The sequence below is a fragment of the Acinetobacter sp. WU_MDCI_Abxb74 genome (genome assembly GCF_025513915.1).
Lineage (GTDB): Bacteria > Pseudomonadota > Gammaproteobacteria > Pseudomonadales > Moraxellaceae > Acinetobacter > Acinetobacter calcoaceticus_C.
Window position 1 is genome coordinate 1 of the sequence record NZ_JAHPRP010000007.1, and the last position, 22,977, is coordinate 22,977.

General features: G+C 40.0%; 15 protein-coding genes, 1 tRNA gene and 1 pseudogene. 9 read left to right on the forward strand and 8 right to left on the reverse strand.

Translation table 11 applies throughout. The features are described 5' to 3' along the window. Nucleotide 1: 1 nt before the first annotated feature. Nucleotides 2-77: transfer RNA gene (locus KTH84_RS12395), tRNA-Phe, on the forward strand. Between the two features lie 175 nt (nt 78-252). Here the strand turns inward: KTH84_RS12395 and KTH84_RS12400 are convergent. The 5 genes and pseudogenes from KTH84_RS12400 to ompR form a co-directional block, all read right to left on the reverse strand. Then, nucleotides 253-684, reverse strand: a complete 432-nt coding sequence (locus KTH84_RS12400) for a GNAT family acetyltransferase (RefSeq protein ID WP_004639785.1) — start codon at nt 682-684, stop codon at nt 253-255. A gap of 129 nt (nt 685-813) precedes the next feature. Next, nucleotides 814-2,328 (reverse strand): acetyl-CoA hydrolase/transferase family protein, encoded by a 1,515-nt coding sequence (locus tag KTH84_RS12405; protein WP_133971441.1) that lies wholly within the window; start codon nt 2,326-2,328, stop codon nt 814-816. Nucleotides 2,329-2,363: 35 nt separating this feature from the next. Beyond that, a pseudogene (locus KTH84_RS12410) lies at nt 2,364-2,492 on the reverse strand (hypothetical protein). Nucleotides 2,493-2,519: 27 nt separating this feature from the next. Next, entirely contained in the window at nt 2,520-3,977 is a 1,458-nt protein-coding gene (locus KTH84_RS12415; RefSeq protein ID WP_133971443.1) for an ATP-binding protein, read from the reverse strand. A 17-nt stretch (nt 3,978-3,994) separates the two neighbouring features. Then, nucleotides 3,995-4,759, reverse strand: a complete 765-nt coding sequence (ompR, locus tag KTH84_RS12420; RefSeq protein ID WP_000060753.1) for a two-component system response regulator OmpR — start codon at nt 4,757-4,759, stop codon at nt 3,995-3,997. A 668-nt stretch (nt 4,760-5,427) separates the two neighbouring features. On the opposite strand from ompR, the gene KTH84_RS12425 reads away from it, so the two are divergent. Beyond that, nucleotides 5,428-7,776, forward strand: a complete 2,349-nt coding sequence (locus KTH84_RS12425; protein WP_262473353.1) for a Tex family protein — start codon at nt 5,428-5,430, stop codon at nt 7,774-7,776. Between the two features lie 298 nt (nt 7,777-8,074). After that, nucleotides 8,075-10,264, forward strand: a complete 2,190-nt coding sequence (locus KTH84_RS12430) for a bifunctional SulP family inorganic anion transporter/carbonic anhydrase (protein WP_262473355.1) — start codon at nt 8,075-8,077, stop codon at nt 10,262-10,264. A gap of 70 nt (nt 10,265-10,334) precedes the next feature. On the opposite strand, the gene KTH84_RS12435 is transcribed toward KTH84_RS12430, so the two are convergent. Together KTH84_RS12435 and KTH84_RS12440 are read right to left on the reverse strand one after the other, a co-directional pair. Next, the gene (locus KTH84_RS12435; protein WP_133971450.1) at nt 10,335-11,225 is read right to left on the reverse strand and encodes an SDR family NAD(P)-dependent oxidoreductase; all 891 of its coding nucleotides are present in this window, start codon (nt 11,223-11,225) and stop codon (nt 10,335-10,337) included. A 273-nt stretch (nt 11,226-11,498) separates the two neighbouring features. Further along, a complete protein-coding gene (locus KTH84_RS12440; protein WP_262473358.1) occupies nt 11,499-12,776 on the reverse strand; it encodes an O-acetylhomoserine aminocarboxypropyltransferase/cysteine synthase family protein in 1,278 nt (425 codons plus the stop codon). Nucleotides 12,777-13,072: 296 nt separating this feature from the next. Between KTH84_RS12440 and ettA the strand changes: the two genes are divergently transcribed. After that, on the forward strand, nt 13,073-14,734 hold the full coding sequence (ettA, locus tag KTH84_RS12445) for an energy-dependent translational throttle protein EttA (protein WP_133971454.1): 1,662 nt from the start codon (nt 13,073-13,075) through the stop codon (nt 14,732-14,734). A gap of 62 nt (nt 14,735-14,796) precedes the next feature. Here ettA and KTH84_RS12450 read toward each other — a convergent pair whose 3' ends face one another. Further along, nucleotides 14,797-15,489 carry a hypothetical protein gene (locus tag KTH84_RS12450; protein ID WP_262473360.1) on the reverse strand — a complete coding sequence of 231 codons (693 nt, stop codon included), beginning with the start codon at nt 15,487-15,489 and terminating at the stop codon, nt 14,797-14,799. A gap of 160 nt (nt 15,490-15,649) precedes the next feature. Between KTH84_RS12450 and KTH84_RS12455 the strand changes: the two genes are divergently transcribed. The 5 genes from KTH84_RS12455 to KTH84_RS12475 all read left to right on the forward strand — a co-directional run bounded on the left by KTH84_RS12455 (nt 15,650) and on the right by KTH84_RS12475 (nt 22,962). Beyond that, nucleotides 15,650-16,048 carry a cation efflux protein, CzcI-like gene (locus KTH84_RS12455; protein WP_262473362.1) on the forward strand — a complete coding sequence of 133 codons (399 nt, stop codon included), beginning with the start codon at nt 15,650-15,652 and terminating at the stop codon, nt 16,046-16,048. Between the two features lie 53 nt (nt 16,049-16,101). After that, entirely contained in the window at nt 16,102-17,517 is a 1,416-nt protein-coding gene (locus tag KTH84_RS12460) for a TolC family protein (protein ID WP_262473363.1), read from the forward strand. Nucleotides 17,518-17,519: 2 nt separating this feature from the next. Beyond that, a complete protein-coding gene (locus tag KTH84_RS12465) occupies nt 17,520-18,737 on the forward strand; it encodes an efflux RND transporter periplasmic adaptor subunit (protein WP_262473365.1) in 1,218 nt (405 codons plus the stop codon). Beyond that, nucleotides 18,727-21,885, forward strand: coding sequence for an efflux RND transporter permease subunit (locus KTH84_RS12470; protein ID WP_262473367.1), 3,159 nt, complete (start codon nt 18,727-18,729; stop codon nt 21,883-21,885). The genes KTH84_RS12465 and KTH84_RS12470 overlap by 11 nt, the downstream gene beginning before the upstream one ends. 132 nt (nt 21,886-22,017) lie before the next feature. Beyond that, complete coding sequence (locus tag KTH84_RS12475; RefSeq protein ID WP_262473369.1) at nt 22,018-22,962, forward strand: cation diffusion facilitator family transporter; 945 nt, start codon at nt 22,018-22,020, stop codon at nt 22,960-22,962. Nucleotides 22,963-22,977: the final 15 nt, after the last annotated feature.

Consider the following 22,977-nt stretch of genomic DNA (forward strand, 5'->3'; position numbering starts at 1 on the left):
CGGCGTGATAGCTCAGTAGGTAGAGCAACGGATTGAAAATCCGTGTGTCCCCAGTTCGATCCTGGGTCTCGCCACCATATTCCAAAAAAACCTCATACATAGCGTATGAGGTTTTTTTTCGCGCTTATGATTTTATTTAAACAATTCATTTCCTGACTTGTGGGTAAAATGAGATTTATCCACAAGCACAGTCATTTATCCCCAAGCTCTGATTATTTTTCTTGTCATCCCAAAGTAATAATAAATAAGGTTCTAATCATGTGAACTATCGCTAATTAAACGTTTTCCTAAGCACACTGCTTCTACTTCGTCATAGCCAAGTTGTTCATAAAAATTCAGTACATTCAGATTATCTTTACGCACCAATAATTGAAGTTTTGGGCAACCCCGAGCAATTAGTCGCTTTTCAAGCTGCTGAACGAGCGCTGTAGCTATTCCTAAGCGTTGTTGGTGGGGGTGAACAGCCAAATAATTAATCCAGCCTCTATGGCCGTCGTAGCCGCCCATAAGTGTGCCAATAAGTTGCTCATCTTTAATAGCAACCAGAAATAAATCATCTTGTTGTGAGACTTTTCTGAAAATATCGGTTTCAGGATTATTCCAAGGACGAGTCAGGCCGCAGCTTTCCCATAAAATAACGACATCTTCCAGATCCGCATTTGTAAATTGACGAATAATAAACATATGGATTTCTACTTTTTGTTTTGATGTGCTGAAAAGATAAAATAAAAATTCGAGCTTGAGCAGTGTTTATTAATAATTTAAACAAATAAAAAAGCACCCCCGTAGGAGTGCTTGAATTCAATCAGTTATTTAAGCTGATTTTGCAATTGGTGTTGCTTGAAGCATTTGGCCTGTCTCTTCAAAGTTTGCATGCCAAGACAATGCCTCACGAAGTAAATGAGGCGTATGTCCACCTTTAGCACATGCACGATCAAAGTAGTCATTTAATGCATCCCGGTAAAGTGGGTGCACACAGTTGTCGATAACAACGCGAGCACGTTCACGAGGTGCTAAACCACGTAAATCAGCTAAACCTTGCTCTGTCACTAAAATATCAACATCATGTTCACTGTGGTCAACGTGACTCACCATTGGCACGATAGAAGAGATATCGCCGCCTTTAGCAATTGATTTAGTCACAAAGATCGCCAAGTGAGCGTTACGAGCGAAGTCACCTGAACCACCAATACCGTTCATCATTTTCGTACCACACACGTGAGTCGAGTTCACGTTACCGTAAATATCAAACTCAAGGGCAGTGTTAATGCCGATAATACCTAAACGGCGAACCAGTTCAGGGTGGTTAGAAATTTCTTGTGGACGAAGTACTAATTTGTCTTTGTAAGCTTCAATATTGCCAAAAACTTTCTCGCCGCATTTTGCAGAAAGCGTAATTGAGCTACCAGAAGCAAATTTCATTTTACCTGCATCAATGAGTTCAAAAGTACAGTCTTGTAATACTTCTGAGTACATGATGAGGTCTTCAAAGTCAGAATCTTTTAAGCCAGTTAATACGGCATTGGCAATAGAGCCGATACCTGCTTGTAATGGGCCAAGGCTTTTCGGTAAGCGACCTTCTGCAACTTCTTTATTAAAGAACGCGATCAGGTGGTTTGCAATGCCTTGAGTTTCATCATCTGGCGGAGTTACCGTTGATGGTGAGTCATGCGTATCGTTAAATACAATACCAACAATCTTTGCAGGATCGATTTGGATTGCTGATGTACCAATACGCTCATCCACTTTTGTTAATGGAATTGGAGTACGTGTTGGACGATAAGTTGGAATGTAGATGTCGTGCAAACCTTCAAAGCTTTCGCTTAAAGATGTGTTGATTTCAACAATAACTTTCTCGGCAAAAATAGCGAAGCTCGCAGAGTTACCTACAGAAGTCGTTGGAATAATGCCGCCATCTTCAGTAATTGCAATTGCTTCAATCACTGCAACATCAGGACGTTTAAGTTGTTGGTTACGCATTTGCTCAACAGTTTCAGACAAATGTTGGTCAATAAACATAACTTCGCCGTTGTTAATGGCACGACGTAAGGTATTGTCCACTTGGAATGGCATACGACGAGATAAAACACCTGCTTCCGTGAGTTGTTTGTCTAAGTCGTTACCTAAGCTGGCACCCGTAATTAACGTGATTTTTAACGGATTTTTCTTTGCAAGTTCTACAAGTGCTTGTGGAACAGCTTTAGCTTCACCAGCACGAGTAAAACCACTCATACCTACGGTCATTCCATCTTCGATGAATTGTGCAGCTTGTTCAGCACTGATGACCTTGTCATGAAGAGAAGCTAGGCGAATACGACTTAAAGACATTGGACATCCTCAGAATTGTCAAAACATAGGGGATTTTAGCTATGAAAAATTGAAAAGTGCATAGGTGTTAGGCTAAGGTCTAATTTTGTAAATAAATGGTGGTATAAAATATATTTATAGTTTTTATTTTATTGATTTTTAATTATTTTATTTGTCTTTAAAATGAGGCTTCCAATAACTAACTGGTGAAATTAAAAGCGCTCACTCAAAGTTTGTTTTATTTTTTCTAATGGGTTGATCGAGCTGTTTTCTTCAGTGCTTGGTTTCGGGATGGGTAAAGTAATAATCACTTCTAAACCACCTTGTTCACGGTTATGAATATGAATTTCACCGTGGTGAATATCGACAATACGTTTGACAATGGCCAGTCCAAGTCCACTACCTTGGATTGTTCTTGCTGAATCTCCGCGGACAAACGGTTGCATTAACTCTTCAACCTGATCTGCTGGAATACCTTCACCATGATCGGCAACCGTAATTAAAATATGTTCATTTTCAAGTTTTGCACTGAGTTCTATTGGTTCAGCGCCATAGCGCTTTGCATTGTTAATTAGATTGGCAATCAGTCGTTTTAGAGAAAGGCTGCGTGCAGGAATAATCGGGACATCCTGCATTTCGAATTGAATGTCTAAAGGTTTGAACTGAACAACAAGTTCTTGCAAAAGCATATTGATATTGGTGTCTTTCAACTCTTCATCTGAGCCATCACGCATATAAGATATGAACTGATTAAGAATTGCGTCCATATCATCTACGTCATAGACCAGACCTTCACGTAAAAACTCATCAGGTAACATTTCCGCCGTTAAGCGAATACGTGTAAGAGGAGTTCTTAGATCATGTGAAATGCCGGCCAGCATAATACGTCGTTCACGCTCAGTTTGGTCAAGCGTATAAACCATGCGGTTAAAGGCTTGGTTCACCTGACGAATTTCTAAGGGACCGTGATTGGTATCTAAGTAAGGTGCTGTTCCAGCTTTACTATATTCATTGGCAGCATTTTGCAAACGACGTAAAGGGCGGTTCATCTGCCTAACTAAAATCAGAATAATAATAGCTGAAAGTAATGGAACACCAACGATCCAACCAATTAATAGCTCAGGGCTATAATTGGCATAGGTTTTTAAAGGCTCGCGGACCCAATTCCCGTGCATTTCAGGTGTTTGAATCCAGATACGTGGACTAGGTTTAAACTGGAAGTAAACCGTAACATCCTTAGCCCCAATCTCATTTGCCAGTTTTTGTTCGATCTGATTGGTAAAAAACTCGGCAATAACTTTCTCGCGGACACTTGGATATTCTTTAGGGTTGGTAACATATTCAATACCAACACGATTGCGTAACCACGCATCAACATCAACTTCATTTTCGCGATGAAAAATCCGTATATCTGGATTGTTGACGAGCTCAAGTTCAACTGCAAGATAACGAGCATGTTGTTGAATTTCAGGTAAATAAAGAGTGCGCCAAAAGAACCATAACGACATAAATAAGCTAAAAAATACCACCAGCAGTACCAAAATAGTGGTACGCATGGCAGCAGAACGTGGCTTAATTTTGTCGAGAAAACGTTCCCACCGAGTTCGTTTCCGTTCAGAGTAGGTGGTGTAGTCAGTAAAGTTTTGTGGCGCGATTGGTTCTAAACTCACTCTATCTTATCTCAAGCTTATTCCGCACCATCTGGAACAAATACATAACCCACGCCCCATACCGTTTGGATATAACGTGCACGTGCAGGATTATCTTCAATTAAACGACGTAGGCGAGATACTTGAACGTCAATTGAACGTTCCATTGCACCCCATTCACGGCCACGAGCCAAATTCATAAGTTTGTCGCGCGTTAATGGTTCACGTGGGTGTTGTACCAATGCTTTTAATACTGCAAATTCGCCAGTCGTTAAGGTAACGATTTGACCTTCACGTGTCAGTGTGCGTGTAGACAAGTCTAAAGACCATGGACCAAAGCTCACAACTTCAACTTGTTGGCTTGGAGCACCAGGAACTTCACGAACTTGGCGACGCAATACAGCACGAATACGAGCTAAAAGTTCATTTGGATTAAATGGTTTTGGCAAGTAATCATCTGCACCAGCTTCAAGACCTGCAATACGGTCTGAATCGCTACCACGTGCTGTTAACATGATAATAGGTGTATCAATATTTGATTGGCGTAAACGACGGCAAATACTTAAGCCATCTTCAACTGGCAACATAAAGTCGAGTACGATAAGTGAAAATAACTCACGCTGTAATAAACGGTCCATTTGCGAAGCATCGTGGGCGGTTTTTACAACAAAGCCTTTATCTTCCAAAAAACGTTGCAAGAGGGTACGTAAACGCACATCGTCATCGACCACTAAAATACGTTCGACACGATCCGTTTCGTTGTGTACGGTTTCAGGATGTTCAGCAGGTACAACTAAACTCATGATGTACTCCCTTTTAAAGTCATAATTTATATATTATTGGGTCGGTGAGGCTTATTGCCAGCAAGCCCTCAGTATAATGCTGATGTTCTCGTTAAGACTATGTATCAATTTGCTCAAAATTACAATTTTCAAGGTGGTTTGAAACCAAAAAACAACATCTTAAGCCCATAATTTAGCAAAGACTGATCTAAAAAAACAAATACTTAAATATTTGATAATTTTTTAAACATTAAATGTTAATAACTAATTGTTTCAAATAGTTTATTTTAGGTAGATGAACTCGGTTGTTATAGCGCTTTTAATTGTTGTAGTAGGCAAGTAGCTGGGTTTGATAAAAGATGAGACGAATAAAATATTGTTGCAACTCTATCTTTTTAACTTTTCAGGAGTGTATCAATATGATCATTTTCTCATAAATTATAATAAAATTTTTACACCTTCATGACATAAGTTGCGCGTTTGTAATTTTATAAAGAGTAACGGCAGAAGGCAGCTTTGAAATTTTTAGACTTAAATACCTGTTTTTATGTGCTCTAGTTGCTCTAAAAAGCATAAATATCCAGAGTCAATAAAAAAAAACGTTTTGAATACGCAAACAAGTGTGGATTTTATGGGCTTGGTCTTTATAATCAGTGCTTTTAAACTTTATCCTTGTGGGATCAAACACGATGACTGACTTAGTTCAGCAGTTGGCAAGTGAGCTTGCCGTACGTCCAAACCAAGTAGAAGCTGCCATCCGCTTAATTGATGAGGGTGCCAGTGTTCCATTTATTGCCCGTTACCGTAAAGAAGTAACACAAGGTTTAGATGATACGCAGTTACGCCAATTAGATACTCGTTTAGCGTATTTACGTGATTTATATGAGCGCCGTGAAAAAGTCATTCAGTCATTGCAAGAACAAAATAAATTGAATGATGACTTGTTGGCGCGGGTGAATGCAGCCGAAACAAAAAATGCTTTAGAAGAACTTTATGCACCGTATCGCCCTAAGCGTACAAGTAAATCTTTTAAAGCAAAAGAAGCAGGTTTAGGACCAATTGCTGAAAAAATTATTGCAGAACAAGTTGACCCGACAGAAGCATTGGCTGGATTCAGTCATGAAGACTATCCAGATGTTGAAAGTCAGTTAGATGCGATTCAGCATATTCTGATTGATGACTGGGCACAAAATATTTCACTTACTACAGAATTAAAAACAACTTTTGCAAAAACTGCGGTTTTAAAAAGTAATGTTGCATCTGAAGAAAAGAAAGAAGTTGGTAAAAAATTCCGTGATTATTTTGAATTTTCTGAAGGTCTAAACAAATTACCTTCTCATCGTTTATTGGCGATGTTACGTGGTCGTCAAGAAAACGTATTGGGTTTGAAAGTAGATGGTGAAGATGATGCACCATTGGCGCGTATTGAAACTGAATACAACCTTGAGCAAATTCAGCCTCAAGCACGTCAGGACTTCTTAAAGCAAACTGCAAAATTATTCTGGTTAGGCAAGATTCGTCCTCAAATTGAGCATTCATTGCTGACAGAGAAACGTCTTACTGCCGAAGCAGAAGCAATGCAGGTATTTGCTGAAAATCTTCGTCATTTATTATTGTCAGCGCCAGCAGGTAGTCGTACTACTTTAGGTGTTGACCCTGGTATTCGTACAGGTGTGAAACTTGCAGTGATCAGCGATGCAGGTGACGTACTTGCTCACAGCACGATTTATCCATTTGCTCCAAAAGAAGATAAAGAAGGCTCAATTGCTGAACTTGCACGCCTATGTCGTGAATATAATGTAGAGCTCATTGCAATTGGTAATGGTACAGCTAGCCGTGAAACAGAAGCTGTTGTAGCTGAAATGATGGCTGCGAATACTGATCTGAATTTAACACGAATCACTGTAAGTGAAGCGGGTGCATCTGTTTACTCTGCAAGTGAACTTGCTTCAGCAGAACTCCCAGAGCTTGACGTTTCAATTCGTGGAGCAGTTTCTATTGCTCGCCGTTTACAAGATCCACTTGCAGAACTTGTTAAGATTGATCCGAAATCAATTGGTGTGGGTCAATATCAACACGATGTGAACCAGACTGGTTTGGCAAAAACACTTGATGCAGTAGTAGAAGACTGTGTGAATGCTGTAGGCGTTGATGTAAATACCGCTTCACCAGCAATCTTGGCTTATATTGCTGGTTTAAACAAAGCAATTGCTCAACAGATTGTTGAATACCGCAAAGAGCATGGCCGTTTTGATAACCGTCAAGCGTTGAAAAGCGTACCACGTTTAGGCGAGCGTACTTTTGAACAAGCGGCTGGTTTCTTACGTATTCAAAATGGTTCTGAACCTTTGGATGCGTCTTCTGTTCACCCAGAAAGTTATGGTCTTGTTGAGAAAATTGTTGCAGCAAAAGCAACAACTGTTAAAGACATCATCGGTAATACTGAAATCATTCGTCAAGTAAAAGCTGATGAATTTGTTGATGACAAATTTGGTTTACCAACAATTCAAGACGTTTTAGCTGAACTTGAAAAACCGGGTCGTGACCCACGTCCAGAGTTCCGTACTGCTAAATTCCGTGAAGATATTACTGAAGTTGGTCAATTGACAGAAGGCATGCAACTTGAAGGTGTGATCACTAATGTCACAAACTTTGGTGCCTTTGTTGATATCGGTGTGCATCAGGATGGTTTAGTTCATATTTCTGAATTAGCAAATGAATTCGTATCTGATCCACATAAAGTTGTAAAACCGGGCCAGATCGTACAAGTGCGTGTTATGCAGGTTGATGTTGAACGTAACCGCGTGAACTTAAGTATGCGTGCTGAAGGTTCTGCACCTGTAAAAGCTCAGCGTCCACCACGCCGCGAGCAAAATACAGAACAACGTTTTGAGCGTAAACCTCAAGGTAAACGTCCTCAACCGCGTAAAGATCAAGCTGAACGTCCTCAGCGCAGCAAGCAAGATAAACCACAAGAACAAAAGATTGGCGGTTTAGGCGCATTGTTACTACAAGCAGGGATTAAAGGCTCTAAATAAGAGTTTTTAATTGATAAAAAGGCCTCCAATCGGAGGCTTTTTTTATGGGTTAAAAATTATTTTTAACAATTATATAAAAGCAGATAAGAAAAAAATCGCAGTCGTAAAGATGAGGTGAATCTTAAGATCAACAAAAACGTTGTTAAATCTACAATCAACTATACAACGTTATAGCATAACTCAACTTTAATGAGATTCAGTTGTCCGACATCATCAACCCAGCCTTGAAGCAATTAATCACTTTCAGGCTGTAATAGTACAACTTTGCTTATTTCTTTATATTATAAATGGTTGTTTTATGTCGGTTTTAAACCTGAAAAATAGATTTCATTTAAAAGACCTCCTGTCCGGAGTTGTCGTATTCCTTGTGGCATTACCGCTGTGTTTGGGTATCGCTTTAGCCTCAGGAGCTCCCATTATCTCTGGCATTATTGCTGGTATTGTTGGCGGTATTATTGTTGGCTTACTGAGTGGCTCCCACATCAGTGTAGCCGGACCAGCAGCAGGACTAACTGCTGTAATTCTTGTACAGTTAGAACAATTAGGCGGCAATTATGCCGCCTTTTTATTATGTATTATTTTTGCTGGTGTTTTACAAATTCTCTTTGGATTATTCAAGTTAGGCTTTTTTGCAAACTTTATTCCAAATAATGTCATTTTAGGATTACTGGCGGCCATTGGTGTCATCCTGATTGCGACACAATTACCTTATCTGTTTGGGCTTTCTGATTTTTCATGGAAGCAGGTTTGGACTTCAACGCCAGACGCATTTCTTCAGCGTTTTGATGGAGGCGCTGCACTCATTGGTCTGCTCAGTTTATTCTTAATTTTAGCGTGGGATAGCAGTCCACTCAAAAAACTAGCTTTGCCTTCTGCTCTGATTGCAGTTGTGTTGGCAGCGGTTTTAAATTTTATTTTGGTGAGTATTGGCTCTCCATGGGCAGTGCAAGTTGATAACCTCATTCAATTGCCGAATATATTGCAAGCACCCGAAAAAGTATTAATTTTCCCTGATTTTAGCTATTTAGCTGAGCCTATGATTTACACAGGGGCAATTACGCTTGCTGTCGTTGCATCGTTAGAAACATTATTGAATCTGGAAGCGGCAGATAAAATCGATCCTCAAAAACGCTCTTCTCCCCCTAATCGTGAACTCTGGGCACAAGGCACAGGTAATATTATTTCAGGCTTAATTGGTGGAATGCCTGTAACCTCAGTGATTGTGCGTAGTTCAGTGAATGCAAATACAGGCGCGCGTAGTAAATGCTCTACCATTATTCATGGCGTATTATTGCTATTGGCGGTTTTGTTTTTCGTGCCATTAATGAACATGATTCCTTTGTCAGTATTGGCTGCGATCTTAATCGTGACAGGGTTTAAGCTTACCCATCCAAAACTATTTAAACAGCTTTATCAAAAGGGTTGGAAACAATTTTTACCTTTTATTATTACCTTAGTTGCAATTTTGCAGACCGATCTTTTAATGGGAATTTTAATTGGTCTGTTCACCAGTAGTGCTTTTATTCTTTATGGGAATTTTAATAAGGGTATTCGTGTTTATAGAGAGAAGCGCTTGCACGGCGTAGTTACTCGTATTGAACTTCCATCACAAGTCACCTTTCTTAATCGTTCTGCGCTTATTTCTGCATTAGAACATGTACATAAACATCAACAACTCATTATTGATGCAACTCAATGTGATTCGATTGATCCTGACATCTACCAAGTTATTCAAGATTATCAAAATGAAACTGCCATTAAACGTCAGGTAAACCTTAAACTTGTTGGGTTTAAGCAGCACTATCAAGATGTGGATGATGCAGTACTTGATATTGATATTAGTACAAGAGATTTACAACAAAAACTGAGTCCACAGCAAGTCGTGAATTTGCTTAAAGAGGGTAATGAACGTTTTGTAAGAAACGAACGCCTGCAACGGGATATTTATCGTCAAATTCGAGTTACCGCAGATGAAGGACAACACCCGATCGCAGCTGTTCTTGGTTGTATGGACTCACGTGCACCTACAGAAATGATTTTTGATGTGGGTATTGGTGATCTGTTTAGCTTACGAATCGCAGGTAATATTGCTGGGCAAAAGGTATTAGGCTCGCTTGAGTTTGCTTGTCAGGCTAAAGGCTCTAAAGTGATTGTAGTCTTAGGGCATACCGATTGCGGTGCAGTGACGAGCGCATGTCAATTACGCCTAGAACATAAGCAAGTGGCTGACGTGAAGGAAATGCCACATATTCAATATGTGCTTGGGCCTTTAATGCATTCGGTTGATAGTGTGTATGACATTATGCAGCCACGTGAACTCAGCAAAGCCTTTGTAAATCAGGTGACTGCCATGAATGTTCACTACAATATTCAATACATTATTAGCCATAGTAGCGTTTTAAAAGATATGGTTGAGCGAGGTGAGATTACAATTGTAGGCGCAATTTATGATGTAAAAACAGGACATGTTCAGTTCCTTGATGGATAGTATTTTTAGTTAAAAAAAGCGCCTTAAGTGAGGCGCTTTTTAAATTCTAAACTATATTTTTAGCCAGAAATTACCAGTGTTCACCTGGGAAAATTCGTGCATATGCTTTTTGTGCCCAGTTCAATTTCTCGGTTTCTTGACCTTTTGCTGCATCCGAACTTGGGAATAAGCGAAAGCCAATCGACATAAACATATTGTTGATGCTCGGTGCGACAGAATAAGTCATTGAAGCTAAACGACCCAAGTTGGTTGCCATACGTTTTGGACGTTTCACAATTGCATAAGCAATTAAGTCAGCAGCCTGCTCAGGTGAAAGTGTTGGTACATATTTATAAATTTTGGTTGGCGCAATCATTGGGGTACGAACCAATGGCATATAAATTGAAGTAATTGCGATTTTATGTGCATGAACTTCGGCCGATAGACAGCGGCTAAATGCATCAAGAGCAGCTTTAGATGCGACATAGGCAGAGAAGCGAGTCGCATTTGCTAACACACCAATCGAGCTAATATTAATAATTTGCCCATCTTGACGTTGAATCATGTGAGGCAAAATATTGAGAACTAAGCGCACTGCGCCAAAATAATTTAACTGCATCGTGCGTTCAAAGTCATGGAAACGGTCATAAGACTCATGTACGGCACGGCGAATAGAACGACCTGCGTTATTAATTAAAATATCAATGTGATCAACCGTTGCTAAAATTTCTTTAGACACTTGATCAATCATATCCATATCGTTGAGATCACATGGGAAAATTGATGCTTTACCACCACGACTTTCGATATCTGCTTTCACTTCTTCCAAAGTTTCTTCAGTACGTGCAACTAATAAGACATGAGCACCCGCATCAGCAAGTTTGTTTGAAATGGTTAAACCGATTCCGCTTGAGGCGCCTGTCACTAAAATGACTTTATCTTGTACCTTTTCCTGGAACAGAGCTTCTAATTTTTTATTCACAGCATTTTACCTAAGTAGGGGCAGGGACTATTTATTCCGGTATGTAATTTTTATTTTTTACAACCGTAGGTTCATCCAGATGAACTCATAAATATTGCTCATATCTTAATAGATGTTTAAAAATTGTCTAGTCTGTAAATATATGAAATTTAACAATTTATTTAGAGTAAAAACTCTAAAATAGTATCTTAATCCATTAATTGATTGTAGTGGTATAGTGCGTAAAAAAGAAAAAAGCCTCTATTTCCAGAGGCTTGTTGAGTAGTTTAAAAATTACACAGCTGAAAGCGCTTGTTCTAAATCGGCAATTAAGTCATCTATATGCTCAATCCCAATTGAAAGACGAACCATATCTTCACTTACACCAGCAGCTTTAAGTTCTTGTTCGTTGAGCTGGCGATGAGTTGTTGTAGCAGGGTGGCAAGCTAAACTTTTTGCATCGCCAATATTTACGAGACGAGTAAACAGTTGTAGGGCATCGATAAAACGAGTACCGCCTTCGAGACCATCTTGCACGCCAAAAGATAAAATTGCAGAAGGTTTACCTTTTACATACTTCTGAGCCAGTTGGTGCTGTGGGTGATCTTTGAGGCCTGCATAATTCACCCATTTTACTTTAGGATGATTTTTTAGATATTCCGCAATTTTTTGAGCATTTTCAGTATGGCGTTCCATCCGAAGGTTTAGCGTTTCTAAACCTTGTAAAATTAAAAATACACTTAATGGGCTAATTGCTGCGCCTGTATTGCGCAATGGAACGACGCGTGCACGGGCAATATATGCAGCTTCACCTAAAGCTTCGACATAATTAACCCCGTGATAACTCGGGTCTGGTGTGTTCAAAACTTTAAAGCGTTCCGGATATTTACCCCAAGGAAATTTACCGCTATCTACAATCGCGCCGCCAATACTATTGCCATGACCACCGATATATTTGGTGAGAGAATGAATGACAATATCAGCACCATATTCAAAAGGTTTTAATAAGGCAGGGGTGGCAACGGTATTATCTACAACGACTGGAACACCATATTCATGGGCAATTTTCGCAATGGCCTCTAGATCGATAATATTCCCAAGCGGATTTCCAATTGACTCAACAAAAACAAGCTTAGTTTTATCATCAATTAAGTTACGCAAGCTTTCAGGCTTTTGGTAATCAAAAAATCGGACCTCAATACCTTGTTTTGGTAATGTGTGGGCAAATAAATTATAGGTTCCACCATACAATGTTGAAACAGAGGCAATATTGTCTCCCGCTTCAGTAATCGTCTGAATAGCATAGGTGATTGCTGCCATGCCAGATGCTAAAGCTAAAGCGCCAATTCCGCCTTCTAGTGCTGCAAGACGTTGCTCAAGTACCGCAGTGGTCGGGTTCATAATGCGGGTATAAATATTACCCTGAACTTTTAAATCGAAGAGGTCAGCGCCGTGCTGGGTATTATCAAATGCATAAGAAGTGGTTTGGTAAATAGGGACTGCAACAGCTTTTGTGGTCGCTTCGGGTGAATAGCCAGCATGAATTGCTAAGGTTTCATCTTTATAAGTCATGATTACTTCATCTTCGTGAGTTAAATATTGAGCGAGTCTAGCCTAAAACGAATAGAGAAAATTGCTGAAATTCTGGTTTGTTTTCCTTTTTTAGGAATAAAGATAGAAAAATATACGCTGAAATGCTGTATAAATCTTATACATAAACATTTTGCAACTTATTGAAAAAGAAAATTGTTTGATAAATCCGTACGATGGAAATCATAACTTCAAGTCAAAGAGGTTTTCAGCGTATAATACGCGCGATTATTTATCGCTTATTGCGATGTACTGGTTTTTCAATTGAGGAGTCCTGCGTGGCCCAATATATTTATACGATGAACCGAGTGTCTAAAATGGTTCCGCCAAAGCGCGAAATCTTAAAAGACATCTCTTTATCATTTTTCCCGGGTGCCAAAATTGGTGTGCTCGGTTTGAACGGTGCAGGTAAATCTACCTTGCTTCGTATTATGGCGGGCGTAGATAAAGATTTCTCTGGTGAGGCTCGTGCACAACCTGGAATTAAAATCGGCTATTTAGAGCAAGAACCACCGCTTGATCCAACTAAAGACGTTCGTGGTAACGTTGAAGATGGCGTGCGTGAGGCTTTGGATGCTTTAGCTCGTCTTGATCAAGTTTTTGCTGAATATGCTGAGCCTGATGCAGATTTTGATGCACTTGCAAAAGAGCAGGAAAAATTAGAGTCAATTATTCATGCTTGGGATGCACATAACCTAAACAACCAGCTTGAAATTGCTGCGGATGCATTGAATCTTCCAGCTTGGGATGCAGACGTATCATTACTTTCTGGTGGTGAGCGCCGTCGTGTTGCACTTTGCCGTTTATTGCTCTCGAAACCAGATATGTTACTTCTGGACGAACCGACGAACCATTTGGATGCAGAATCTGTAACTTGGTTAGAACGTTTCTTGAAGGATTTCCCTGGCACTATCGTTGCGATTACGCATGACCGTTATTTCTTGGATAACGTGGCTGAGTGGATTCTTGAACTTGACCGTGGTATGGGGATTCCTTATCAAGGGAACTATTCTTCTTGGTTGGAACAAAAGAATGCTCGTTTAGAGCAGGAAAATAAACAAGAAGAATCTTTTGCTAAAGCATTGAAAAAAGAACTTGAATGGGTTCGTTCAAATGCTAAAGGTCAGCAAAAGAAAAACAAAGCGCGTATGGAACGTTTTGAAGAGCTTAACTCTAAAGAATTCCAGCAACGTAATGAAACGTCTGAAATCTATATTCCACCTGGTCCACGTTTGGGTAACAAAGTTGTGGAAGTGGAAGGCATCAGTAAATCATTTGACGGCCGCTTACTGTACCAAAACTTAAGCTTTACTGTACCGCCAACAGCGATTGTTGGTATCGTTGGTCCGAACGGTGCCGGTAAAACGACTTTATTCCGTATGATGACCGGCGAACAGCAACCTGATACAGGTACTGTGACCTTAGGTGAGTCAGTTAAAGTTGCTTATGTTGGTCAGATCCGTGACACTTTAGATAATAATAAAACTGTTTGGGAAGAAGTTTCTGGCGGTTTAGATATCTTAAAAATCGGTGATTACGAAATCGCGTCACGTGCTTATATCGGCCGTTTTAACTTTAAAGGTCAAGATCAGCAAAAACGTGTAGGCGAATTGTCTGGTGGTGAGCGTAACCGTTTACAACTGGCGAAGATCTTACAGTTAGGTGCAAACGTTATCTTACTGGATGAGCCATCAAACGACTTGGATATTGAAACTTTACGTGCGCTTGAGGATGCAATTCTTGTATTCCCAGGTACGGTAATGGTGGTATCGCATGACCGTTGGTTCCTTGACCGTATTGCGACACATATCTTGTCATTTGAAAATGAGCAGCCAGAATTCTACGCAGGTAACTATGCAGAATACGAAGCATATCGCCAGTCACGTTTAGGTGATGACGCTGCTCAAAAACGTACGAAATACAAAAAAATTAGCGGTTAATCTCTGTTAATTTAAAAAAACCAGCCTAAGGGCTGGTTTTTTATTTTATGCCTTTATGGGTTTTATTTATTAAAATCACTATGTAAATCTGACCATATTAAAGATGGTGCAATAACAATGACATCAAAGGTCATTGCTAATGGATATAAAACTTTACGAGTAACACGTTTAAATGGGTGCTTTGTGGTTGTTTCAATTTTTTCTTGTAATTCAATTGAGTAAGGGGTTGAGATTTGTTGTTGAATCTTTTGATTATCTGCTTTTTGATAAATCTGTCCTTTAAAGCGGATTATGGTGAAAGGATAAAAAACTTGTTGTTGATTTTCCATAGCCATGAATTGATTTTTAAAACCTAACGTCTTTAAAAGTTCTTTTTGTTTTTCATCTATTTTAGACATAGGGATATTATAACGAATCGTTATTTCTCCATGGAAATGGGTGGAATCATCCATCTCAAGTATAAGAGGTGATGGTGTTTTTATTGTTCTTTGTTCTGCTGGAATGCTTTTGATAATATTTAGAAGGTTTGAACTACCATCTGTCATTAAATAATTATAGTCTTGACCTATAAATACGAGTCCTTGTTCTTGCTGATTTTTAACTGCCTGACCTAGCGCAATAATTTGATCTTTTTTTAAAGTATTTGTTTGAACTTGAGTTGTTTCATCAGGTAAAGCCGATGATAGTATTGAAGTGGCACAGCCCGTTAAGCCAAGGCAAATGGTTAATATAGAAGCAGAAAAAAGTTTATACATAATCGTTACTCAAGAAGAAATTATTTTTGTCCCAAATAAGGTGTGATGGGTTCTAAATTAAAAAAATGGAAGAATTGACGAATCAGCCTTTTGTAATTTTATTACATAGCTCGTGCCTGTTATAGTGGCTTGGTTCAACTTTTAGCTTAATGGTGTGCTGTTGCCACGTTCTGCGATTTTTATGTCAGTCTTGTTTTGTTTGCTCATATTTCAGAGTTTATGGAATGTGGCAGCGGCATTTTGCATGCATGAAAATCAGGAAAAAGCATTGCATCATTTCGGACATCATGCGGCTTTGAATGTATATCAATCTTCACATCAAGCTCATACTGAACAGACGAGTATAGTAGAAAATTCTCATAAGGCTCCTTTGAACTTGCAAGATCATCATGATCATTTACCTTCATGTTTTCATATAGTAATGACTGAAATTGCAAAACAAGCCGAGGTGCCTGTTGTACATATACATGTATTAACGCCAATTTATTACTGGTCTAATTCTTACCAGTCACCACATCTTACTGCTTTAAAACCTCCTCCTGTTTTAACCCCGCTATAGGTGGGGTAGCCAAAAAAAGCCCACCGCATCTCTTATTTATTGCGGGGCAAAACATGTCTTCTATTTTTTCAAATCGAGTGAGTTTTACTTCTCACTTAGAGAGTAACGTTAAGATAACGTTAAAAAAAGTTTTAACCATCTCAAGCCTATCTATTGCCATGCTATTGGCTGGGCAAGTAACGATGGCTCAGTCTGATATTCAACAAGAACGTTATATTCAAAAAGCTGCCTTTACTTTTGAGCAAGCTTTAGAGCAGGTACAAAAATATCAAAGTCAGCAAGGTGTTTGGCAAGCACAGCAGCAAATGGCTGAGGCTAATTTAAAGCAAAGTCGTTTATGGGCTAACCCAAGTCTTTCCATTGAGCAAACAGGTTTCCAGAGTGATCAAGAAAAAGAACTCGCAATTGGAATCTCTCAACCTTTGGATATCTTTGGGCAGCGTAAGGCTGCGCAAAATTTGGCAAAAGTGGAAATATCAAAAATTGATTTGGCGGAACAGCGTTATAAGGCTGAGCTTGATTTAATTGTTAAATATTTCTGGTCACAAGTTGCATTACTTGAGCTTGAAAAGTCTCTCATTGGAGAGCAGCTATCCGTCAGCCAAGAAAATTTACTTGCATCTGAAAAACGTTATCAGGCAGGCAGTATTGCTCAGGTTGATGTAGACCGAGTACGTATGTCTCACTTGGAAAATCAGCGCTTATATCAACAAGTCAGTTTAAAACTAAATGTTGCGAAGCAACAACTGGTGAACTTGTGGGGTGGTGGTTCAAGTCAATTTCAACTACTCCAACGCCCAAACCAGTTATGGGCACTGGCAGCGAATATAGAACCAAGTCAAGATTCACAAAATAATTTGTTAGAGCGTTCCTTCCAATTAGATTCCCTTGCTCAGCAAGCCAACATTCAACAACTTAAAGCAAAAGCTAAACCATTACCTACGGTAACTTTAGGTGTGAATAACACTCGATCACCTGAACAAAGTACCGATAACCAAATTCGTTTAGGCGTCGCAATTCCTTTAAATCTTTTTAACCGACAGCAGTATGGAATCAAGATTGCTCAAGCCAAGCAAGAGTTATCTCAACGCCAGCAAAGCTTTTATCAAAAGCAAAATCAGATTGATATTGAAGCCCTAATGTCTGAATTGAAAGGCTTGCAAATGCAGTTTAAACAATTGAGTGATCAACAAGTTCCTCTTGCCATTCAAGTTCAGCAAAAAACATTACAAGGTTTCCGTTTAGGTAAATTCGCCGTAACCGATGTTCAGCAAGCCACCATGCAATTGCAAGATGTTCGGTTACGTAAAGTCGAGCTATTAAAACAGGCTTGGCAAAATTCAATTGAAATTCAAAGTTTGCGTCTAGGGTTAGAGCCAGAGCAAATCATGGCCAAAGATGCCTTAATGCAATTGAATCAACGTGTTTGGCAACAAAGTCAAACATTCCCAACTCAGGCAGGAGAATAAAAATGTCGGTAAATTTAAAGAAAAATTCTCAGTGGCTTTGGGTGGGAGTGATTGCTGCAATCACTGCAATATTAATCGGTTTGCTCGTTTTAAATTCAAAAAATAAACCTGCCTCTTCTGAAGCCTCAGAAGAGCATGAGCATGCTGAAGAAGAGGGTGAAGGACATAATAACGAGGGTGAAAAACCATTGATGCTCTCTGCTCAACAAATGCAGGAACAAAATTTAAAAATTGAACAGGCTGAATTAGGTGAAGTTGCTCAGCTTCAAACTTATCCAGCCAAGCTAGTTGTCAATACAGACCGTCAAGCTCATGTTTCGCCAAGTTTTAGTGGACATGTAGAAGCAGTGTATGTAGAGCTTGGACAACAGGTTAAAAAAGGTCAGGCCCTTGCAAGCTTATTGGTACCAGATTTAGTCGATCAGCAAGCCAATTTACAAATTGCACAGTCTAATCTTGATTTAATGCGTCAGGACTATGAGCGTGAACGCAGTTTATGGTCACAAGGAATCTCTGCCAAGCAAGATTATCAACGAGCTTATAACGCTTATCAGCAAGCCCAAATTCAAGTTAAAGCAGCTCGTTCACGCTTGAGTGCATTTGGCGCAGGTTCGGTCTCAGGGGGACGCTACACCTTAACAGCTCCAATTGCTGGCATGGTCAGTAATAAAGATATTGTGGTGGGTGAAAACGTACAGCTAGCAGATCAGCTTTTTATTATTAATCAGCTTGATCAGTTGTGGCTGGAGTTCATTTTACCAAGCACTGGTAATGTGAATGTGCAGCCTAACCAGCAGGTTGAATTTAAATCTTTGCAAACTGGGAATGTATTTACTGCACAGGTCCAAAGCTTAACAACTGAAGCTGATGCTCAAACGGGGCGTTTGCAAGTTCGTGCGAAAGTTTTGGCTAATAACAGTGAATTACGTCCAAACCTCATGGTGAACGTTGAGCTAAATTCAGGCTCAACACAAAAAGTGACACGTGTAAAAGCACAAGCGATCCAGCAGGTCGAAGGTAAAGACGTTATCTTTACGCCAAAAATGGTCAAAACAGGCTTTGAATTCGAACCGGTCACAGTACAGTTGGGACAACGTTCTACAGATGGTCAATGGGTCGAGGTTGTAAAAGGTATTAATCCAAGCCAGCGCTATGTTGCAGAAGGCAGCTTCTTGCTGAAATCCGAATTGGAAAAAGGAGAGGCGGAGCATGGACATTAATAAACCTGAGCTGCCCAAACCCGAAGGACTGTTTGACAGAATTATTCAGTTTGCTATTCAAAATGCTATTTGGGTCATGCTCTTTGTGCTGACATGGATTGGCGTTGGAATATGGAGTTATCAAAAGCTTCCTATTGATGCCGTTCCAGACATTACCAATACGCAGGTACAGATTAATACTCAAGCGAATGGATATACCGCTTTAGAGGTCGAACAACGGATTACCTATCCGATTGAAAATGCGATGGCCGGAATTCCTAATCTGGAACAGACTCGCTCCATTTCTCGTTATGGACTTTCTCAAGTCACCATTATTTTTAAAGACGGAACTGATATTTATTGGGCAAGACAACTGATTAACCAGCGTTTACAAGAGGCAGATGGACAACTACCTGAAACGGTTGATCCTGTCATGTCTCCTGTTTCAACGGGGCTGGGTGAAATTTACCAATGGGTTGTAAAAGCAAAAGCTGGTGCTAAAAAAGCAGATGGCACTACTTATACAGCTATGGACTTGCGTGAAATTCAAGACTGGATTGTGCGTCCTCAATTGCAGCGTGTGAAAGGCGTAGCCGAAATTAACAGTATTGGTGGCTACAATAAAACCTATATTGTATCGCCTGATTTAAAACGTTTGCAGCAGCTGCAAATTTCAATTAATGAATTTCAGACTGCTTTGCAAGAAAACAATGAAAACCGTGGTGCGGGATTTATTGAAGAGAACGGTGAGCAACTTACTGTTCGTGTGCCAGGCATGTTAAGTAGTGTTGAGGATATTCAAAACATTACTGTAAGTACCAAAAATGGTTTACCAATTCGTGTGGCAGATGTGGCGAATGTCTCTATTGGACATGATTTAAGAACAGGTGCTGCAACTTACAATGGTGAAGAAACTGTTCTTGGCATTGCCATGATGATGATGGGAGAAAACAGCCGTACCGTTGCTCAGGCCGTTGATAGTAAAGTTAAGGAAATTCAATCTACTTTACCCAAAGGGGTAGAAATAGAAACGGTTTATGATCGAACGATTCTAGTAAACAAAGCAATTGCCACAGTACAGAAGAACCTTGTAGAAGGGGCGATTCTGGTTATTGTGATTTTATTTATTTTTCTAGGAAATTTCCGAGCCGCTTTAATTACTGCCTGTGTTATTCCCCTTTCAATGTTATTTACCCTTGCTGGTATGGCTGAGCAAAACATTAGTGCTAACTTGATGAGCCTAGGAGCGCTTGATTTCGGGATTATTGTAGATGGGGCAGTTGTTATTGTAGAGAACTGTATTCGGCGTCTAGCAGAAGCACAGCATGCTTTACATCGACCACTTACGCGAACTGAGCGATTCAAAGAAGTGTTTCTTGCAGCGAAACAAGCCCGTCGACCGCTTATTTTTGGGCAAATGATTATTTTAGTGGTCTATTTACCTATTTTTGCCTTATCTGGCGTTGAAGCGAAAATGTTCCATCCAATGGCAATGACCGTGGTCATGGCGTTATTGGGTGCCATGATTCTTTCTGTGACATTTGTACCTGCGGCTGTTGCTCTTTTTGTTACGGGTGAAGTGAAAGAAAAAGAAACACGTTGGATGCAAGCTTTAAAGCAGAAATATCGAGATATTCTTGATCTGGCTTATCAACTTAAGATCGTTGTTCTGAGCTTTGCATTGAGTATTTTAGTGCTCACAGGCGTGTTAGCGACCCAAATGGGTAGTGAATTTGCTCCGCAACTCAGTGAAGGTGATTTCGCGTTACAGCAAATGCGCTCACCTAGTACTGGACTCGAGCAATCACTGCGAATGCAAGAAAATACTGAAAAGCTCATTTTGAAGAATTTTCCAGAGGTAAAGGCTGTTTTTGCACGAACAGGAACGGCTGAGGTCGCAACTGACGTGATGCCACCTAATATCTCTGATGCGGTCATTTTACTTAAACCTCATGATCAATGGCCAAACTCTAAAGAGACGCTAGATGAACTGCGTTCACGTATGCAGGCTTTCTTGGCAACATTACCGGGCAATAACAGCGAGTTCTCTCAACCGATTGAACTACGTTTTAATGAGCTAATTTCAGGTATCCGGAGCGATATTGGCGTCAAGATTTTTGGCGATGATATGCAAGTACTTAATGAACAGGCTCAGACATTGGCCCAAAAGATACAGACAATTTCTGGCGCTACGGCTGTTAAGGTAGAACAAACGAGCGGTTTACCAGTGTTGAGTGTCGAAATTAACCGTCCATTGGCTGCGCAATACGGATTATCTGCCAAAGCCATTCAAGATATTGTGGCGGCAAGTGTTGGCGGACAAAACGTAGGGCAGATTTTACAGGGTGATCGACGATTCGATTTTGAAATTCGCTTAGAGGATCAGCAACGGACCATTCAAAACTTAGCCCAACTTCCGATTCAGCTACCAAATGGCGGTCTAATCCAACTTCAAGATGTCGCTAAAGTTGAGCGTACTTCAGGCTTAAATCAGGTGGGGCGTGAAAATGGTAAGCGCCGTGTCATTATTACCGCTAACGTAGAAGGGCGTGATTTAGGCTCATTTGTTCAAGAGTTAAGAACAACTCTGGCAAAAGAACAGTTGCCAGCGGGTTACTGGTTGGAATATGGCGGTCAGTTTGAAAATCTGGCTTCTGCTGCCGCACGAATGAAAATAGTTGTTCCATTAGCGCTTGCTATGATTTTCATATTACTCATAGCCGTATTCCATAATATTAAAGAAAGCTTGTTGGTGTTTAGCGGTGTTCCGTTTGCTTTGTCGGGTGGACTTATTGCACTTTGGTTGAGAGATATTCCACTTTCAATGTCGGCGGGTGTCGGGTTTATTGCCTTGTCGGGTGTTGCTGTTCTAAATGGTCTGGTGATGCTGAGCTTTATTAAAGAGCTTAGAGAGCAATTTGATCTTCAAACCGCAACCTGGAATGGTGCAATCCTTCGTTTAAGACCCGTACTTATGACGGCTTGTGTCGCTTCACTAGGTTTTATTCCAATGGCTTTGGCAACTGGAACTGGTGCAGAAGTTCAGCGACCTTTGGCAACGGTAGTAATCGGTGGCATTATTTCATCTACGATATTAACGCTGGTTTTATTACCAGTCATTTATCGATGGATGAATGAAAGCAAGGCGAAAAGCGCTGAGCATTCATAATGTCATCGATTTGAGATATCTTTTTTGATTACAGAATCTGAGTCAAAAAAGTGTTTGAAAGAGGTAAAAGTAATGATGCATTCATTGTTACTTTTACCTCATCATAAAGATAAATAATAAGGAGTCCGCAACATGGGTGGACAACACGATCATAGTCATGCCGTAGTGACTGAAGGTAACGCTAAGAAACTAACGATTGCTTTAGCGCTTACTACAACGTTTTTAATTGTTGAGGTCATTGCAGGCTTAATCACACAAAGTCTGGCATTGCTCTCTGACGCTGCGCATATGTTTACAGATGCAGCTGCTTTGGCAATTGCTTTAGTTGCCATTCAAATTTCAAAACGTCCTGCCGATAATAAACGTACTTTTGGCTATCAGCGCTTTGAAATTCTGGCTGCTTTATTTAATGCGCTCATGCTTTTTGTGGTGGCAGTTTATATTTTATATGAGGCCTATATCCGCTTCTCTAAACCACCTGAGATCCAGAGTGTGGGTATGCTCATTGTGGCGACCATTGGTTTGATGATTAATCTCATCTCAATGAAAATTCTAATGTCGAATGCCAACTCTAGCTTAAATGTTAAAGGCGCCTATTTAGAAGTTCTAAGCGATGCACTAGGTTCAGTTGGCGTAATTATTGGTGCAATTGTTATCTACTTCACCAACTGGTATTGGATTGACACGCTTATTGCTGTACTCATTGGTTTTTGGGTGTTACCGCGTACATGGATTTTGCTTAAACAGAGCATTAATATTTTGCTCGAAGGTGTACCAGAAGAAGTGGATATTGAGAAGTTGCGTACAGATCTGCTTTCTTTAAAAGGTGTGGAGAGTATTCACCAACTTAAAGTATGGGCAATTACGTCTAAAAATATTCATTTAACGGTGCACTTATTTGCGCCTCAAGCGGACCGTACCAAGTTGTATCAAGATGCAGTTGAAATGCTTTCTCACGAACATGGGATTGCTGAGGTTACTTTGCAAATTGAAGATGATGCAGAAATTAATTGTCAACACACTGCCCAGCATGCTCCACATGAACATGCTGAGGAAAAACATTCACATCAGCATTAAACTGATGTGAATAAT

Excerpts from the sequence above, each read along its gene's own strand:
- KTH84_RS12400 (WP_004639785.1), bottom strand. The coding sequence starts at position 684 with ATGTTTATTATTCGTCAATTTACAAATGCGGATCTGGAAGATGTCGTT.
- KTH84_RS12405 (WP_133971441.1), bottom strand. The coding sequence starts at position 2,328 with ATGTCTTTAAGTCGTATTCGCCTAGCTTCTCTTCATGACAAGGTCATC.
- ompR (WP_000060753.1), bottom strand. The coding sequence starts at position 4,759 with ATGAGTTTAGTTGTACCTGCTGAACATCCTGAAACCGTACACAACGAA.
- KTH84_RS12425 (WP_262473353.1), top strand. The coding sequence starts at position 5,428 with ATGACTGACTTAGTTCAGCAGTTGGCAAGTGAGCTTGCCGTACGTCCA.
- KTH84_RS12430 (WP_262473355.1), top strand. The coding sequence starts at position 8,075 with ATGTCGGTTTTAAACCTGAAAAATAGATTTCATTTAAAAGACCTCCTG.
- KTH84_RS12440 (WP_262473358.1), bottom strand. The coding sequence starts at position 12,776 with ATGACTTATAAAGATGAAACCTTAGCAATTCATGCTGGCTATTCACCC.
- KTH84_RS12450 (WP_262473360.1), bottom strand. The coding sequence starts at position 15,489 with ATGTATAAACTTTTTTCTGCTTCTATATTAACCATTTGCCTTGGCTTA.
- KTH84_RS12460 (WP_262473363.1), top strand. The coding sequence starts at position 16,102 with ATGTCTTCTATTTTTTCAAATCGAGTGAGTTTTACTTCTCACTTAGAG.
- KTH84_RS12465 (WP_262473365.1), top strand. The coding sequence starts at position 17,520 with ATGTCGGTAAATTTAAAGAAAAATTCTCAGTGGCTTTGGGTGGGAGTG.
- KTH84_RS12470 (WP_262473367.1), top strand. The coding sequence starts at position 18,727 with ATGGACATTAATAAACCTGAGCTGCCCAAACCCGAAGGACTGTTTGAC.
- KTH84_RS12475 (WP_262473369.1), top strand. The coding sequence starts at position 22,018 with ATGGGTGGACAACACGATCATAGTCATGCCGTAGTGACTGAAGGTAAC.